This window comes from Variovorax sp. CCNWLW225 (genome assembly GCF_037204045.1).
Lineage (GTDB): Bacteria > Pseudomonadota > Gammaproteobacteria > Burkholderiales > Burkholderiaceae_C > Variovorax.
Genome location: NZ_JBBCBV010000001.1, coordinates 283,585 through 299,370 on the forward strand (window position 1 = coordinate 283,585; position 15,786 = coordinate 299,370).

The 15,786-nt window shown below is 64.0% G+C and carries 17 protein-coding genes; 7 read left to right on the top strand and 10 right to left on the bottom strand.

Annotated elements, in window-relative coordinates; genetic code table 11:
* Positions 1-43: 43 nt before the first annotated feature.
* Genes thrC through V9L20_RS01450 form a run of 3 tightly spaced genes read right to left on the bottom strand, consistent with a single transcriptional unit; the run spans position 44 to position 4,058 of the window.
* Positions 44-1,459 (bottom strand): threonine synthase, encoded by a 1,416-nt coding sequence (gene thrC / locus V9L20_RS01440; RefSeq protein ID WP_337295220.1) that lies wholly within the window; start codon positions 1,457-1,459, stop codon positions 44-46.
* Between the two features lie 21 nt (positions 1,460-1,480).
* Positions 1,481-2,803, bottom strand: a complete 1,323-nt coding sequence (locus tag V9L20_RS01445; protein ID WP_337295221.1) for a homoserine dehydrogenase — start codon at positions 2,801-2,803, stop codon at positions 1,481-1,483.
* A gap of 25 nt (positions 2,804-2,828) precedes the next feature.
* Positions 2,829-4,058 carry a pyridoxal phosphate-dependent aminotransferase gene (locus V9L20_RS01450; protein WP_337295222.1) on the bottom strand — a complete coding sequence of 410 codons (1,230 nt, stop codon included), beginning with the start codon at positions 4,056-4,058 and terminating at the stop codon, positions 2,829-2,831.
* 100 nt (positions 4,059-4,158) lie between these two features.
* Here V9L20_RS01450 and V9L20_RS01455 point away from each other — a divergent pair, with 100 nt between their 5' ends.
* The 7 genes from V9L20_RS01455 (at position 4,159) to V9L20_RS01485 (ending at position 9,444) form a co-directional block, all read left to right on the top strand.
* Positions 4,159-4,542: an Mth938-like domain-containing protein gene (locus V9L20_RS01455; protein WP_258505309.1), complete on the top strand. Its 384-nt coding sequence runs from the start codon at positions 4,159-4,161 to the stop codon at positions 4,540-4,542.
* Positions 4,543-4,677: 135 nt separating this feature from the next.
* On the top strand, positions 4,678-5,154 hold the full coding sequence (locus tag V9L20_RS01460) for a peroxiredoxin (protein WP_007830801.1): 477 nt from the start codon (positions 4,678-4,680) through the stop codon (positions 5,152-5,154).
* A gap of 211 nt (positions 5,155-5,365) precedes the next feature.
* Positions 5,366-7,177, top strand: coding sequence for a PhoH family protein (locus tag V9L20_RS01465; protein ID WP_337295223.1), 1,812 nt, complete (start codon positions 5,366-5,368; stop codon positions 7,175-7,177).
* Positions 7,178-7,340: 163 nt separating this feature from the next.
* A complete protein-coding gene (locus V9L20_RS01470; protein WP_337295224.1) occupies positions 7,341-7,718 on the top strand; it encodes a VOC family protein in 378 nt (125 codons plus the stop codon).
* Between the two features lie 54 nt (positions 7,719-7,772).
* Positions 7,773-8,240, top strand: a complete 468-nt coding sequence (locus V9L20_RS01475) for a GyrI-like domain-containing protein (protein ID WP_258505306.1) — start codon at positions 7,773-7,775, stop codon at positions 8,238-8,240.
* Positions 8,237-8,704, top strand: a complete 468-nt coding sequence (locus V9L20_RS01480; RefSeq protein ID WP_337295225.1) for a 6-O-methylguanine DNA methyltransferase — start codon at positions 8,237-8,239, stop codon at positions 8,702-8,704. Before V9L20_RS01475 ends, V9L20_RS01480 begins: the two co-directional genes overlap by 4 nt.
* On the top strand, positions 8,704-9,444 hold the full coding sequence (locus tag V9L20_RS01485) for a helix-turn-helix transcriptional regulator (protein ID WP_337295226.1): 741 nt from the start codon (positions 8,704-8,706) through the stop codon (positions 9,442-9,444). The genes V9L20_RS01480 and V9L20_RS01485 overlap by 1 nt, the downstream gene beginning before the upstream one ends.
* On the opposite strand, the gene dnaB is transcribed toward V9L20_RS01485, so the two are convergent.
* The 7 genes from dnaB to ppsA all read right to left on the bottom strand — a co-directional run bounded on the left by dnaB (position 9,438) and on the right by ppsA (position 15,759).
* On the bottom strand, positions 9,438-10,844 hold the full coding sequence (dnaB, locus tag V9L20_RS01490) for a replicative DNA helicase (protein WP_157613155.1): 1,407 nt from the start codon (positions 10,842-10,844) through the stop codon (positions 9,438-9,440). The genes V9L20_RS01485 and dnaB overlap by 7 nt on opposite strands.
* Positions 10,845-11,016: 172 nt before the next feature.
* Positions 11,017-11,469: a 50S ribosomal protein L9 gene (gene rplI / locus V9L20_RS01495; RefSeq protein ID WP_126748862.1), complete on the bottom strand. Its 453-nt coding sequence runs from the start codon at positions 11,467-11,469 to the stop codon at positions 11,017-11,019.
* Positions 11,470-11,481: 12 nt separating this feature from the next.
* Positions 11,482-11,763 (bottom strand): 30S ribosomal protein S18, encoded by a 282-nt coding sequence (gene rpsR, locus V9L20_RS01500; RefSeq protein ID WP_007830781.1) that lies wholly within the window; start codon positions 11,761-11,763, stop codon positions 11,482-11,484.
* A 21-nt stretch (positions 11,764-11,784) separates the two neighbouring features.
* A complete protein-coding gene (gene priB, locus V9L20_RS01505) occupies positions 11,785-12,102 on the bottom strand; it encodes a primosomal replication protein N (RefSeq protein ID WP_242631045.1) in 318 nt (105 codons plus the stop codon).
* A gap of 7 nt (positions 12,103-12,109) precedes the next feature.
* Entirely contained in the window at positions 12,110-12,484 is a 375-nt protein-coding gene (rpsF, locus tag V9L20_RS01510) for a 30S ribosomal protein S6 (protein ID WP_126748861.1), read from the bottom strand.
* A gap of 115 nt (positions 12,485-12,599) precedes the next feature.
* Positions 12,600-13,160 (bottom strand): hypothetical protein, encoded by a 561-nt coding sequence (locus V9L20_RS01515; RefSeq protein ID WP_337295227.1) that lies wholly within the window; start codon positions 13,158-13,160, stop codon positions 12,600-12,602.
* 205 nt (positions 13,161-13,365) lie between these two features.
* Positions 13,366-15,759, bottom strand: a complete 2,394-nt coding sequence (gene ppsA, locus V9L20_RS01520; RefSeq protein ID WP_337295228.1) for a phosphoenolpyruvate synthase — start codon at positions 15,757-15,759, stop codon at positions 13,366-13,368.
* Between the last annotated feature and the right edge of the window lie 27 nt (positions 15,760-15,786).

Sequence of the window (15,786 nt, forward strand, 5' to 3'; positions counted from 1 at the left end):
AAATGCGCGGATGCGGGAGAGCCATTGCGGCAAATGGCGAAGATCAGTCGCAGTTCTGGGCGATGTAGGCCTTCACGGCCTCCACATCGGCCGGGAGCTTGACCACGCGCTTGGGCAGCGCTTCGATGCCTTCGAACCTGGCCGGCCGCGCGGGCTCATGGCCGAGCGCTTCCACCAGGGTGGCGGCAAACTTGATCGGCAGTGCGGTCTCGAGCACCACCATCGGCACGCCGGGCGTGAGGTGCTCGCGCGCAGCCTTCAGGCCGTCGGCCGTGTGCGGATCGACCAGTGTGGCAAAGCGCTTCTCGGTGTCGCGAATGGTCGCAAGGCGGTCGGCGTGCGTGCTGCGGCTGCTCTTGAAGCCGAAGCGTTCTGCCGCCTGCTTGAATGCAGGTTCGCCGCTCAGGTCGAAGCGGGCTTGGCTGCCGAGTTCATCGACGAACAGCGAGCGCAGCTTGGCGGCATCGCGGCCCACCAGGTCGAACACGAAGCGCTCGAAGTTGCTGGCCTTGCTGATGTCCATCGAGGGACTCGAGGTTTCGTGCGTATCGGCCGCCGCGCGCACGCGGTAGATGCCGGTGCGGAAGAACTCGTCGAGCACGTCGTTCTCGTTGGTGGCAACCACCAGTGTGTGGATGGGCAGGCCCATCATGCGCGCCACATGGCCCGCGCACACGTTGCCGAAGTTGCCCGACGGCACGGTGAAGCTCACCGGCTTGTCGTTGCCCGCCGTGGCCTGGAAGTAGCCGGCAAAGTAGTAGACGACCTGCGCGAGCAGGCGCGCCCAGTTGATCGAGTTGACCGTGCCGATGCGGTACTTGCGCTTGAAGCCCAGGTCGTTCGACACCGCCTTGACGATGTCCTGGCAGTCGTCGAACACGCCGGTGATGGCAATGTTGTGGATGTTCTCGTCCTGCAGGCTGAACATCTGCGCCTGCTGGAACGGGCTCATGCGGCCGTCAGGCGAGGTCATGAAGACGCGCACGCCCTTCTTGCCGCGCATGGCGTACTCGGCGGCGCTGCCGGTGTCGCCGCTGGTGGCGCCAAGAATGTTGAGCTCGGCGCCGCGGCGGGCCAGTTCGTATTCGAACAGGTTGCCCAGGAGCTGCATCGCCATGTCCTTGAAGGCCAGCGTCGGGCCGTTGGACAGGGCTTCGAGGTACACGCCGTCTTCGAGCTCACGCAGCGGCACGATTTCTTCGCTGCCGAACACTTCGTGCGTGTAGGTCTTGGCGCAGATGGCTTTCAGGTCGGCCGGCGGAATGTCGTCGATGTACAGCGAGAGAATTTCGAACGCCAACTCCGCGTACGGCAGGTCGCGCCATTTCGCGAGCGTGGCGGTATCGACTTGCGGATAGTGCTCGGGCAGGTAAAGCCCACCATCCGGCGCGAGGCCTTCAAGCAGGATTTCGCAGAAACGCTTGCGGTCCGGGTGCCCGCGGGTGCTCAGGTAGTTCACGATGGTTCTCTTGCGCCGCCCTCAGGACAGCTCTTCCTTGCGGATACGCACGATCGGTTGCAGCACCGTGGGCAGGGCCTGCAGTTCGGCGAGCACGTCGTTCACGGTGCCTTCGCGCGCGTCGTGCGTGAGGATGATCAGGTCGGTCTGCGTGGAGCCTTCGCCGCCCACTTCGTCGGCTTCGCGCTGCAGCACCGCGTCGATGCTGATGCCGGCGGTGGCAAGCAGGCCCGTGACCTTGGCAAGCACGCCGGCCTGGTCGGCCACGCGCAGGCGCAGGTAGTAGCTGGTGACGACCTCGGCCATCGGCAGCACCTTCAGGTCGCTCATGGCGTCGGGGTGGAAGGCCAGGTGCGGCACGCGGTGCGCGGCATCAGCCGTGTGCAGGCGCGTGATGTCCACCAGGTCGGCAATCACCGCGCTGGCGGTCGGCTCGCTGCCCGCGCCCTTGCCGTAGTACAGCGTGGTGCCGACGGCGTCGCCATGCACGACCACCGCATTCATCGCGCCCTCCACGTTCGCAAGCAGCCGCTTCGACGGCACCAGCGACGGGTGCACGCGCAGCTCGACGCCCTGCGCTGTGCGCTTGGTGATGCCGAGCAGCTTGATGCGGTAGCCGAGCTGCTCGGCGTACTTGATGTCTTGCGCGGCAAGCTTGGTGATGCCTTCGATGTGCGCCTTGTCGAACTGCACCGGAATGCCGAAGGCAATGGCGCTCATCAGCGTGACCTTGTGGCCGGCGTCCACGCCTTCGATATCGAAGGTGGGGTCGGCTTCGGCGTAGCCCAGGCGCTGGGCCTCTTTGAGCACGGTGGCGAAGTCGAGCCCCTTGTCGCGCATCTCGGAGAGGATGAAGTTGGTGGTGCCGTTGATGATGCCGGCCAGCCACTGGATGCTGTTGGCCGTGAGGCCTTCGCGCAGCGCCTTGATGATCGGAATGCCGCCGGCCACCGCGGCCTCGAAGGCCACCATCACGCCCTTGGCATGCGCGGCCGCGAAGATTTCGGTGCCGTGCACGGCGAGCAGCGCCTTGTTGGCCGTGACCACGTGCTTGCCGGCCGCAATGGCCTCGAGCACCAGCTGCTTCGCAATGCCGTAGCCGCCGATCAGTTCGATGACGATGTCGATGTCCGGATTGGCAATGACGTCGCGCGCATCGGAGACGACACGCACGCCCTCGCCCGCCACTTCGCGCGCACGCGCCTGGTCGAGGTCGGCCACCATCGTGATCTCGATGCCCCGGCCCGCACGTCGCTTGATTTCTTCCTGATTGCGCAGCAGCACCTTGAAGGTGCCGCTACCGACCGTGCCTGCACCGAGCAGGCCTACTTGAATGGGTTTCATTGGAGATTCGCGTTGAGGGTTCGTGTCAGTCGGTCTTGCTGCGCAGGCGGTACAGCTCCAGGAATCTGGCAATGCGGTGGATCGCTTCGCGCAGGTCGTCCTCATGAGGCAGGAACACGATGCGGAAGTGGTCCGGCGTGGCCCAGTTGAAGCCCGTGCCCTGCACCAGCATGACCTTGGTTTCTCTCAGCAGCTCGAGAAAGAACTGCCGGTCGTCCTCGATGGGATAGATCTTCGGGTCGAGCTTGGGAAACATGTACAGCGCCGCACTGGGCTTGACGCAGCTCACGCCCGGAATGGCCGTGATCAGCTCGTAGGCCAGGTCGCGCTGGCGCCGCAGGCGGCCGCCGTCGCCCACCAGGTCGTTGATGCTCTGGTAGCCGCCAAGGGCAGTCTGAATGGCCCACTGGCCGGGCACGTTGGCGCAAAGACGCATGTTCGAGAGCATGTTCAGGCCCTCGATGTAGTCCCGCGCGCGCTTCTTGTCGCCCGACACCACGAGCCAGCCCGCGCGATAGCCGCACGAACGGTAGCTCTTGGAAAGCGAATTGAAGGTGAGCGTGAGCACGTCGGTCGAAAGGCTCGCGATGGCGGTGTGCTTGACGTTGTCGTACAGCACCTTGTCGTAGACCTCGTCCGCGAAGATCACCAGGTCGTGTTCGCGCGCAATGGCCACGATGCTCTTGAGCAATTCGTCGGAATAGAGCGCACCCGTGGGGTTGTTGGGGTTGATGACCACGATGCCCTTGGTGCGGGGCGTGATCTTGGCGCGGATGTCGTCCAGGTCGGGCATCCATCCGTTGGCCTCGTCGCACAGGTAGTGCACCGGCGTGCCGCCCGAAAGGCTCGATGCGGCCGTCCACAGGGGGTAGTCGGGCGCCGGAAGCAGCATTTCGTCGCCGTCGTTCAGCAGCGCGTTGGTGGCCATGGCGATCAGTTCGCTCGCGCCGTTGCCCAGGTAGATGTCGTCGAGCGTGACGCCGGCAATGCCCTGCTTCTGCGTTTCGTGCATCACGGCCTTGCGCGCCGCGAAGATGCCCTTGCTGTCCGAATAGCCCGCCGAGGCCGGCAGGTTGCGGATCATGTCCTGCTGCACTTCCTCGGGCGCATCGAAACCGAACACAGCCAGGTTGCCAATGTTGAGCTTGATGATTTTCTGGCCCTCTTCCTCCATCTGCTTCGCGGCGTCCATGATGGGGCCGCGGATGTCGTAGAGCACATTGGCCAGCTTGGCCGATTTCTTGAACTGCTTCAAAGGGCCCTCCCGGGCGCGGGTTACTCGATGTCGAAAGGCCCTTGGAGGCCTCGTGTCACTGGGGAAAACCTATAATTTGACCACAGTTCCCAGTGCCCCGATGAAGCTCCAGCCCGACAAATCCGACGCCCAGTCCCTTACCGCTCACGGCCCCGGGTGGGTTGCGATCAACAACGAGAAGGTCGAGGGCAGCGTGGTGGTCGGCTCCCGGGGCGAGCGCTTCGAATGGAATTGCACACGCTTCGACCAGCTGGGGCCCGAGCATTTCGCTCAGTTGGCCTCGCTTGGCGCGGAATTGATCATTTTTGGAAGCGGATCGCGCATCCGTTTTCCACAGGCCGCCTGGCTGCAGCCGCTCATGGCCAGGCGCACCGGCGTGGAAACCATGGACACCCCTGCCGCCTGCCGTACCTACAACATCCTGGCCGGCGAAGGCCGCCATGTGATTGCCGCCCTGCTGGTCGAACCGCCCCAGGATGGCTGAGGGGGCGCTTTTCGGGGTAAAATACCGGGTTGCGAACAGGCCAGCTGCCCTCAGTTAGCAACGACCAATCCTCCATTCATCGAGTCTGCCCGAAAGAGCTCGATTCAATGGAAACCAACGGAGAAAACAAGTTTCATGGCGATCGTTGTCAACAAACCCATTCCTGAATTCGACGCCAACGCCACGGGCGGCTTGAAAGTCTCGAATACCTCGCACCTCGGCCACGTGCTGGTCATGTATTTTTACCCGAAAGATAACACTCCGGGTTGCACGACCGAAGCCATGCAGTTTCGCGACCGCTACAAGGACTTCGAAAAAGCCGGCGCCACCGTGTTCGGCGTGTCCCGCGACAACATGAAGTCGCACGACGAGTTCAAGGCCAAGCTCGAACTCCCGTTCGAACTCATCGCCGACACCGAAGAAAAAATGTGCCACATGTTCGGCGTGGTCAAGAACAAGATCATGTACGGCAAGAAGGTCAAGGGCATCGAGCGCAGCACCTTCCTCATCGGCGCCGACGGCATCCTGAAGGCCGAATGGCGCGGCCTCAAGGTCCCCGGCCATGTCGACGACGTGCTCAAGGCCGTCAAGGCCCTCAAGAAGGCTGCCTGACAGTTACAAGAAGCGCCTTCTGTGCGCTTTTGCTTCGCTTCGTGGGGAATGCCCAACGAACGGTGCAAAGAGCACGAGACGCGTCACGGCCGGTGTGCATAATGGCCTCATGCCGTTGAGCTCCACGACCGCATCCCCCGAACAAAGCCGCCTTGGTCTACAGGCGGCTTTTTCGTTTTCTGGTTTCCAACTCCTGCGAGCGACCTGACACATGCCATTGCCTCCCGCCCCCACGAAACGCGCCGCATTGCTCTCGCCGGATGCGCACGATGCACCCGCCCGCTCCTCGCACAAGGGATCGCGCCGCTCAGGCGAATCGCGCGCCGACTCGGCCTCGACGAGCGGCTCCCAGCCCCTGGAATTGTTCGACCGCAATGCCGCGGAAGCGGTCGGCGGCAGCGCGGAGGCCGCCCCTGCGACGCGTGGCCGGTCGAAACCTGCCTCGTCCCGCAACCAGGAGCGGAACCAGGAACGCAACGAGGACCGAAACCGGGAGCACCGGCCCGCTGCCCGCGGCGAGCCTGAAACACCACCGGCGGCCTATGTGCCGGCGCCGGCGCAAGTGGCGGTGCCGCAGGCTCCGGCCCGCACCAAGCGCGCCAAGTCCAATGGACCGGCCAAGCTGTTCGTGCTCGATACGAACGTGCTTCTGCACGACCCGATGTGCCTGTTCCGCTTCGAGGAACACGACATCTTCCTGCCGATGATCGTGCTCGAGGAACTGGACGGCCACAAGAAGGGCACCACGGAAGTGGCCCGCAACGGCCGCCAGACCAGCCGCACGCTCGACGCCCTGGCGGCAGCGCAAGACGCCGACATTGCCAAGGGCCTGAAACTCGACACCACGGGCCACCGCGAGGCCGGCGGCAAGCTGTTCTTCCAGACCGCGCCGCTCGACTATTCGCTGCCGGTCAGCCTGCCCCAGGGCAAGGCGGACAACCAGATCCTCGGCGTGGTCCAGGCTTTGCGCGACCAGTACGCCAAGGACCAGCCCGGCCGTCCCAAGCAAGAGGTGGTGCTGGTGTCGAAGGACATCAACATGCGCGTCAAGGCGCGCGCCCTCGGCCTGGCCGCCGACGACTACCAGAACGACAAGACGCTGGAGGACGGCGACCTGCTCTACGCGGGCTCGCTCGCGCTGCCGGCCGACTTCTGGACGCGCCAAAGCAAGACGGTCGAAAGCTGGCAAAGCGGCAGCAGCACCTTCTACCGGATCAGCGGCCCGCTGGTGCCCAACCTGTACATCAACCAGTTTGTGTACTTCGAGGCGCCGGGCGAGCCAAGCATGTATGCGCGCGTCACCGAAATCCGCGACAAGACCGCGGTGTTCAAGACGCTGAAGGACTACAGCTCGGGCAAGAACGCGGTGTGGGGCGTGAACACGCGCAACCGCGAGCAGAACTTCGCGATGAACCTGCTGATGGATCCAGAGGTCGATTTCGTCACCCTCACCGGCACGGCCGGCACCGGCAAGACGCTGATGGCGCTGGCGTCGGGCCTGACGCAGGTGCTCGACGACCGCCGCTACACCGAGATCATCATGACCCGCGCCACGGTGAGCGTGGGCGAGGACATCGGCTTCCTGCCTGGCACCGAGGAAGAAAAAATGGGCCCCTGGATGGGCGCGCTCGACGACAACCTCGAGTTCCTGGCCAAGGGCGATGGTGGCGGCGCCGGCGAATGGGGCCGCGCGGCCACCAACGAGCTGATCCGCAGCCGCATCAAGGTCAAGAGCATGAACTTCATGCGCGGCCGCACCTTCCTGAACAAGTACGTGATCATCGACGAAGCGCAGAACCTGACGCCCAAGCAGATGAAGACGCTGATCACCCGCGCTGGCCCTGGCACCAAGATCATCTGCATGGGCAACCTCGCGCAGATCGACACGCCGTACCTCACGGAAGGCTCCTCGGGCCTGACCTTCGCGGTCGACAAGTTCAAGGGCTGGCCGCACGGCGGGCACATCACGCTGGCGCGCGGCGAGCGTTCGCGGCTGGCCGACTTCGCGAGCGACGTGCTCTAGGCCGCCCTCCCCGCGACTGCCGAGCAATCAAGGCCCGCGCATGCTCCCAGGAGCATGCGCGGGCTTTTTTTCGTCCGTGGTGACAGGCTCCTGACACGACGTTGTCAGGAGCCTGTCCGCACCATCGAGGCTCCTTCAACGCACAAACGAAAGAGAGCACTTCATGCAAAACGCCATCAGCTGGTTCGAGATTCCGGTCGCCGACATCGACCGTGCGCAAGCCTTCTACGAAACCGTTCTTGGCCGCACGCTGCGCCGCCAAGAGTTCGGCGGTGAAACGCTCGCCGTCTTTCCCTACGACAATCCGGCCACGGGCGGTGCCCTGCAGGCCGGTGCCAACGCCAATCCCAGCGCACGCGCGGGCAGCGGCATCCGCATCTACCTCGATTGCATGCCGAGCATCGATGCCGTGCTTGCCCGCGTCGAGGCGGCCGGCGGCCAGATCGTGGCGCCCAAATCGGCGCTGCCCGAGGGTATGGGTTTCATTGCCCATCTGCGCGATACCGAGGGCAACGAAGTCGGGCTCCACGCCCTTGCCTGATCGACGAGCCGCAGCGCTTCGCAGCACGGCCCCAACAACATCAAGACATCATTCATGCAGGAGAAGAACCAGATGGAACCGGTCCGCCAGCACCATGGCGAATTTCAGGTCGCGGGCCTCACGGCCCGCACCAAGAACAGCGAAGAGAACGACGCTGCCACGGCCCGCATCGGCCCGTTGTGGAACCGCTTCTTCACCGAGGAGACCTACCGCTCGACGCCCCACCGCACGCAGGACGCCCGCATCTTCGGCGTGTACTCCGGCTATGAGTCCGACGCCCATGGCGCGTTCGACGTGACTGTGGGTGTGGCCGTTTCGGACGGAACAGGGGCAGTGGGCATCGAAGCCGGTGACTACCTCGTCTTTTCCGGCCAAGGTGAAATGCCGCACATGGTGATCGATACCTGGCAGCGCATCTGGCAGTATTTCGAGGCAAACCCCACAATCACGCGCCGCTACCGCAGCGATTTCGAAGCGTACGACGGGCCTGACAAAGTGGCGATCCACATCGGAATTTCATGAGCACCAAGAAGAGCTGGCGCGACAGGCTCGCCGGCTACCCTCACCTGCCGAACGTCAAGGAGATTCCTCCACCCCTGCGCAAGCGGCACGGCGAGGGCACCATCGCGACGCCCTCACCCCGCGAGGTCGAAGAGGCGATGCGGGAAATTCCGGAAGGCCGGCTCGCCACCGTCTCTGGCATTGGCGAGAACATTGCCGTGCGCCACGGTGCCACCATCGGCTGCACGGTGACGACGGCGATCTTTGCGCACATGGTCGCGCATGCGGCCGCAGAAGCCGTGCAGGCGGAGGCCGAGACGCCTTACTGGCGCACGCTCAAGATCGGCGGCGAGCTCAACGCCAAATATCCGGGTGGCATCGAGGCGCAAATGACAAGGCTCGAGGCCGAAGGCCACACAGTCGTGCAGCGCGGCAAGCGCTACTTCGTCGAAGACTTCGCGAAGAAACTGGCCCGGACACACTGATGCGCCGCGCCGACCGCCTGTTCCAGCTCGTGCAGATCATCCGCGGCCGGCGGCTCACCACGGCCGCCTTCCTGGCGCAGCGCCTGGAAGTGTCGGAACGCACCGTGTACCGCGACGTCGCCGACCTTCAGCACCAGGGCGTGCCCATCGAAGGCGAAGCGGGCGTGGGCTACAGGCTTGGTGCGGGCTTCGAGCTGCCGCCGCTGATGTTCAGCCAGGAAGAGGCGTCAGCGCTCGTGGCCGCGGCCCGGCTCGCGCAGAGCTGGGTCGATCCGGCGCTGGCGCGCAACATCGAAACGGGGCTGGGCAAGATTCTTTCGGTGCTGCCGGCGGCGGCACGCGTGTCGGCTGAGGCGCTGGCGCTCTATGCTCCCGCGCTGGGCTTGGATGACACCATCCGAGCCAGGCTGCAGATCTTGCGCGAGGCCGTCGAAGCGCACCAGAAGCTGCGCCTCAGCTATCGCGATGTATCGGGCGATGCCAGCGAGCGCACTGTGCGTCCGCTCGGCTGCTTCTACTGGGGCAAGGTCTGGACGCTTTCGACCTGGTGCGAGCTGCGCAGCGACTTTCGAGGTTTTCGCCTCGACCGCATGGATGCGGTCGATGTGCTGCCGGAGCGGTTTCGCGACGAAGCGGGCAAGACACTGGCCGACATGATGCGCCAGCTGAAGGCGCGGGCTGCGGCCGAATGCAACGCTGCGGAAACAGCAGCGGCCACGCTAAGTCCGCAGCGTCAGTAGTCGTCGCTGCTGCCGTAGCTGGCCAGATTCTCGAACTTGGTGAGCGGCTTCAGGAAAGCCAGCTTCACGGTGCCCGTGGGCCCGTTCCGGTGCTTGCTGATGATCACCTCGGCCACGCCCGGCTCCTTGCTGTTCTTGTCGTAGTAGTCGTCGCGGTAGATGAACATGATGATGTCCGCATCCTGCTCGATGGCGCCGGATTCGCGCAAGTCGCTCATCATGGGGCGCTTGTCGGTACGGCTTTCAACGCCTCGGCTCAGCTGCGACAGCGCGATCACCGGGCACTTGAGTTCCTTGGCGAGCATCTTCAGGCCGCGGGAAATTTCGCCCACCGCGGTCGCGCGGTTCTCGTCGCCGCTCATGCTGGTCGACATGAGCTGCAGGTAGTCGACCACGATCAGGCCGAGCCGCCCGTACTGCCGCGCGAGCCGGCGTGCATTGGCCCGCAGCTCACTGGTAGAGAGGCCCGGCGTTTCGTCGATGTGCAGCGACACATTGCGCAGCTTCTCGATGGCCTCTGTCAGGCGCGGCCACTCTTCGTCGCTGAGCTTGCCGGTGCGCAGGTGCCCCTGGTCGATGCGCCCGATCGAGCCGACGATACGCACCGCCAACTGCGAGGCACCCATTTCCATCGAGAAGACCGCCACCGGCAGCCCTTCGTTCAGGGCCACGTGCTCGGCAATGTTGATGGCCAGCGAGGTCTTGCCCATGGAGGGACGCGCAGCCAGCACGATCATGTCGCCCGGCTGCAGGCCCGAGGTCATCTTGTCGAACTCGTAGAAGCCCGTGCGCACGCCCGTGATGTCGTTTGGGTTCTCGGCCATCTCGGTCACGCGGTCGAGCAGTTCGACCACCAGGGCGTCCATGCTCTGGAAGCCCTGCTTCATCCGCGTGCCTTCTTCGCCGATGTTGAAGATCTTCTGCTCGGCCTCGTCCAGGATCTTGTCGACCGACTTGCCCTGCGTGTTGAAGGCGTTGGTCGCGATCTCGTCGCTGGCGGATACCAGCTTTCGCAAGATGGAGCGCTCGCGCACGATCTCGGCGTAGCGGCGAATGTTGCTCGCGCTTGGCACATATTGCGCGAGCGAGTTCAGGTAGACCAGCCCGCCAATTTCCTCGGCCTTGCCCAGGCCCTGCAGCTGCTCGTAAACGGTAATGACGTCGGCCGGCTTGCTGGCATTGATCAGCCCGCCGATGGCCGCGTAGATCAGCTTGTGTTCGTGGCGGTAGAAGTCGCCGTCCACCAGCAGGTCGCCCATGCGGTCCCATGCGCCGTTGTCGAGCAGCAGGCCGCCGAGCACGCTCGACTCGGCCTCGATCGAGTGAGGCGGAATGCGGAGTTTGGCAACTTGGCGATCGGCCGACGGGTCATTGTCGGCATAGGAGAAAACGGCGGACATGGACTTCCCTTGCAACCCTGCATGCTAAGCCGCGCACGGCGTTGCGCGTGTGGACAAGGTTGTGAATAAACGGTGATCTTCCGGTGCAACGGAGTGGAAAACCCAGAGGCACAAAAACAAAAGCCGCCCGGAGGCGGCTTTTGCGGCAGCGCACAAGGCGCCGCAATGACGATCAGGCGGTTTCGCCGTAGACCGTCACGGTGATGTCGACCACCACGTCGGTGTGCAGCGCAACGCTCACGGTGCTGTCGCCGACGACCTTGATCGGGCCGTTGGGCAGGCGCACTTGCGACTTGGCAACCTTGTAGCCTTGCTTGCCGAGCTCTTCGGCGATGTCGCCGTTGGTGACCGAGCCGAACAGACGGCCGTCAACGCCAGCCTTTTGGGTCAGCTTGATGGTCGTACCGCCGAGCTTCTCGCCCTGGGCTTGCGATTCGGCCAGCTTGGCGGCCGCAGCCTTTTCGAGTTCGGCGCGCTTGGCTTCGAATTCGGCCTTGTTGGCAGCGGTGGCGCGGCGGGCGCGGCCCGACGGAATCAGGAAGTTGCGTGCGTAGCCGTCCTTGACCTTGACGATATCGCCCAGGCCACCGACGTTGACAACCTTGTCCAGAAGAATGATTTGCATGGTGCTTGCTCCTTAGACGCGGTGCTGGTCGCTGTACGGCACCATCGCGAGGAAGCGTGCGCGCTTGATCGCGGTGTTGAGCTGGCGCTGGTAGATCGCGCGCGTGCCGGTCAGGCGTGCGGGGATGATCTTGCCGTTTTCGCTGATGAAGTCACGCAGCGTGTCGATGTCCTTGTAGTCGATTTCCTCGACGCCAGCGACGGTGAAGCGGCAGAAGCGCTTGCGCTTGAACAGCAGCGACTGGGTGTTGCGCTTCGGGCGCTTGTCTTTGTTGAATTTCTTGAACGTGGCCATTTGGGGACCTCTTGTCGAAAATTAATTTTGCTGAAAATCCTGAATGTGCAGGACCGGATGCTTGCCGTTGCCCGGTGTCGCGAGAAATCCCTGAAAACACCAGAGACTACCCATCGACTGCGTTGCGAGCCGTTCGGCGATGGCGCCGAAGGCAACGGCCTTGAGGGCCGTTTTCACCTGCCTGGCTTTTCCTGCCTCCTGAAGCGTCGACTCGTGTTCGAGCTTCAGGTCGATGGCGGGAAGGCCGGCGGGCGTGTATCGCAAGGTTCCGAGTTCGGCAACGGAGGCTGTCAGCAGGAGCTGATTGACCCCGGTTGCCGCAGCAGCGGCAGCGGTCACGCCGCTATCAGCTGTTGTTGGCGGCGTACTCGGCCTGCTGGGCCTTGCGGGCTTCTTCGCGCTCGACCGTCTTCATCATCGACGAAGGACCGGTTTCGGCCTTCTTCTTCTGGACGGTGAGGTGGCGCAGCACGGCGTCGTTGAACTTGAACGCGTGTTCGAGTTCGCCCATCACGGCTTGTTCGGCTTCAATGTTGACGCACAGGTAGTGCGCCTTGTTGAGCTTGTTGATCTGGTAGGCCAGCTGACGGCGGCCCCAGTCTTCAACGCGGTGGACTTTGCCGCCGCCGGCCGTGATCAGGCCCTTGTAGCGCTCCAGCATGGCCGGAACTTGTTCGCTCTGATCCGGGTGGATCAGCAAAATGATTTCGTAGTGACGCATGGCACTCCTTGTGGATTCTTCCGTGGAAGAGGAAAAGCCACCTGCAGCGTCGGGCGCAGTGTGGCAAGGCAAAGCCGGCTATTGTAGCACTATAGGCACGGCGTTGGTCCAGTGCTCAGTCGTTCAAGGCCTTGTCGAGGGCCGCCGCCTTCTCGGCGCCCACCGCGGCGCGTATCTTGGGCGCCAGCGCCACCAGGTCTTCATAGCTGGTGGTGCCTTCGACCTGCAGGTTGAGCCGGAAGCCCATCAGCCCGAGGGCTCCAGTCAGCTGAGTGGCGATGGGATAGGCGTCCTTGTAGCGCTGCTGCCGGCTGCGGCCCGCAGCGGGCGCGGCCGCGGGCGCGGGCGCGGGTTCGGCCGGCTTCGGCTTTGCTGACTCGGGTGGCCTGCTTCCGCCGGAAGGCTGCGGCGCGGCGGTTGCCGCCGTCTTGCCTGCGGTGGCGGGTTCGGGTGCCTTGGGCGCCGCAGCCGCTTTGCTTCCCGCCGCTGGCTGGAGCAGCCCCAGGTCGACCATCTGGTCGATCTCTTCGCGTGCAATGCCGTTTCCCGCAGCCAGCACCTCATCGACCGAGCGCTTGCCGTCGAACAGGATGAACGCCGTGCGCTGGCGCGGCGAAAGCGGCACCGAACGGTCCTTGAACACCTGCTGTCCGGCTTCTGTCTTGACAAGAATCATGATGTTTCTTCCGCGATGTACCGCCGGTTTGCGCGACTGGCAATTTCGCCATGCGCAACCCGCAAGCGACTGCCGCCCTTGTGAGCGTCACAAGTCTGGCATAAAGAACACATTTTGATTCATTTGTGCCCTGCGGAAGCGGGAATTTCCCCAATGGGGATTCCCACGACCGCCTTACCGGGCGGTTACAACCGCCCTTTTTTCGTCAGCGCTTGGCGAGCTGCTGCCAGGTGTCGATGACGCTGTCGGGGTTCAGGGAAATCGATTCGATGCCCTCTTCCGCCAGCCAAAGCGCGAAATCCGGATGGTCGCTGGGGCCTTGGCCGCAGATACCCACGTACTTGCCTTCGGCCTTGCAGGCCTTGATGACCCGGCTCAGCAGCGCCTTGACGGCCAAGTCGCGCTCGTCGAAGTCGGCGGCCAGCAGTTCGAGGCCCGAATCGCGGTCCAGGCCGAGCGTGAGCTGGGTCAGGTCGTTCGAGCCGATCGAGAAGCCGTCGAAGAACTTCAGGAACTCCTCGGGCAGAACGGCGTTGCTCGGCACCTCGCACATCATGATCAGCTTGAGCTCGTTCTCGCCGCGCTTCAGGCCGTGCTCGCCAAGCAGCGTGGTCACGCGCTCGGCCTGACCCAGCGTGCGCACGAAGGGCACCATGATCTGCACGTTGGTGAGCCCCATGTCGTTGCGAACGCGCTTGAGCGCCTCGCATTCCATGGCAAAGGCTTCGCCGAAGTCCTTGCTCAGGTAGCGGGCGGCACCGCGGAAGCCGAGCATCGGGTTTTCTTCTTCGGGCTCGTAGCGGCTGCCGCCGATCAGCTTGCGGTACTCGTTCGACTTGAAGTCCGACAGGCGCACGATGACCTGCTTGGGCCAGAAGGCCGCGGCAATGGTCGCAATGCCTTCCGCCACCTTGTCGACGTAGAAGGCGCGCGGCGACGCGTGGCCCCGGGCCACCGACTCGACGGCCTTTTTCAGGTCGTTGTCGACGTTCGGATAGTCGAGGATCGCCTTCGGGTGCACGCCGATGTTGTTGTTGATGATGAACTCGAGCCGCGCGAGGCCCACGCCATGGTTGGGCAGTTGCGCGAAGTCGAAGGCCAGCTGCGGGTTGCCGACGTTCATCATGATCTTGATGTCGATCTCGGGCATCACGCCGCGCTGCACTTCGGTCACTTCGGTTTCGAGCAGGCCGTCGTAAATGAAGCCGGTGTCGCCCTCGGCGCAGCTCACGGTCACCAGCGTGCCTTCCTTCAGCAGGTCGGTGGCGTCGCCGCAGCCCACCACGGCCGGAATGCCGAGTTCGCGCGCAATGATGGCCGCGTGGCAGGTGCGCCCGCCGCGGTTGGTGACGATCGCGGCAGCGCGCTTCATCACCGGTTCCCAATTCGGGTCGGTCATGTCGGTGACGAGCACGTCGCCGGCCTGCACCTTGTCCATCTCGCTGATGTTGTGCACGAGCCGCACGGGGCCGGTGCCGATCTTCTGGCCGATGGCGCGGCCTTCGGCCAGCACTGCGCCCTTGCCCAGCAGCTTGTAGCGCTGCTCGGCCTTGCCCTGCTGCTGGCTCTTCACGGTTTCAGGACGCGCCTGAAGGATGTAGAGCTGGCCGTCGGTGCCGTCCTTGCCCCACTCGATGTCCATCGGGCGGCCGTAGTGTTCTTCGATGACCAGCGCGTATTTGGCGAGCTGCTCCACGTCGGCGTCGCTCAGCGAATAGCGGTTGCGCTGCTCGGCCTTCACGTCGGTGGTCTTTACCAGCTTGCCGGTGGCCTTTTTCTCTTCGGGCGTCGCGAACTCCATCTGGATCAGCTTGGAGCCGAGATTGCGGCGGATCACGGCCTTCTTGCCGGCGCGCAGCGTGGGCTTGTGCACATAGAACTCGTCGGGGTTCACGGCGCCCTGCACCACCGTTTCGCCCAGGCCGTAGCTCGAGGTGATGAACACCACGTCTTCGAAGCCCGATTCGGTGTCGATGGTGAACATCACGCCGGCCGCGCCCAGGTCGGAGCGGACCATGCGCTGCACACCGGCCGAGAGCGCCACCACGTCGTGCGCAAAGCCCTTGTGCACGCGGTAGCTGATGGCGCGGTCGTTGTAGAGCGAGGCAAAAACCTCCTTCATCTTGTGCAGCACGTCTTCGATGCCGACCACGTTGAGGAAGGTCTCCTGCTGGCCGGCAAAGGAAGCGTCGGGCAGGTCTTCGGCCGTGGCCGAGGAGCGCACGGCAAAAGAGGCGGCGGGATTGCCGGCGCTCAGCTTTGCGAACGCTTCGGTAATAGCTTTCTGCAGATCGGCCGGAAAAGGCTGGGCCTCGACCATGGCGCGAATTTCAGCACCGGCTGCGGCCAGCGCCCGCACGTCTTCGGTGTCCAGGGCTGCAAGCCGCTTGCTGATCTTGTCGGCGAGCCCATCGTGGGCCAGAAACTGGCGAAACGCGTGCGCCGTGGTCGCAAAACCCGTGGGCACCCGCACACCCTGCGGCAGCTGCGAGATCATTTCGCCGAGGCTGGCGTTCTTGCCGCCGACCGACTCGACGTCGGTCATCCTCAGGTTTTCAAACGGTACGACCAGGGCGGTCGCGTCGAAAAGTGCAGACATGGGAAAGCTCCAGAAGTTGAAACCGGT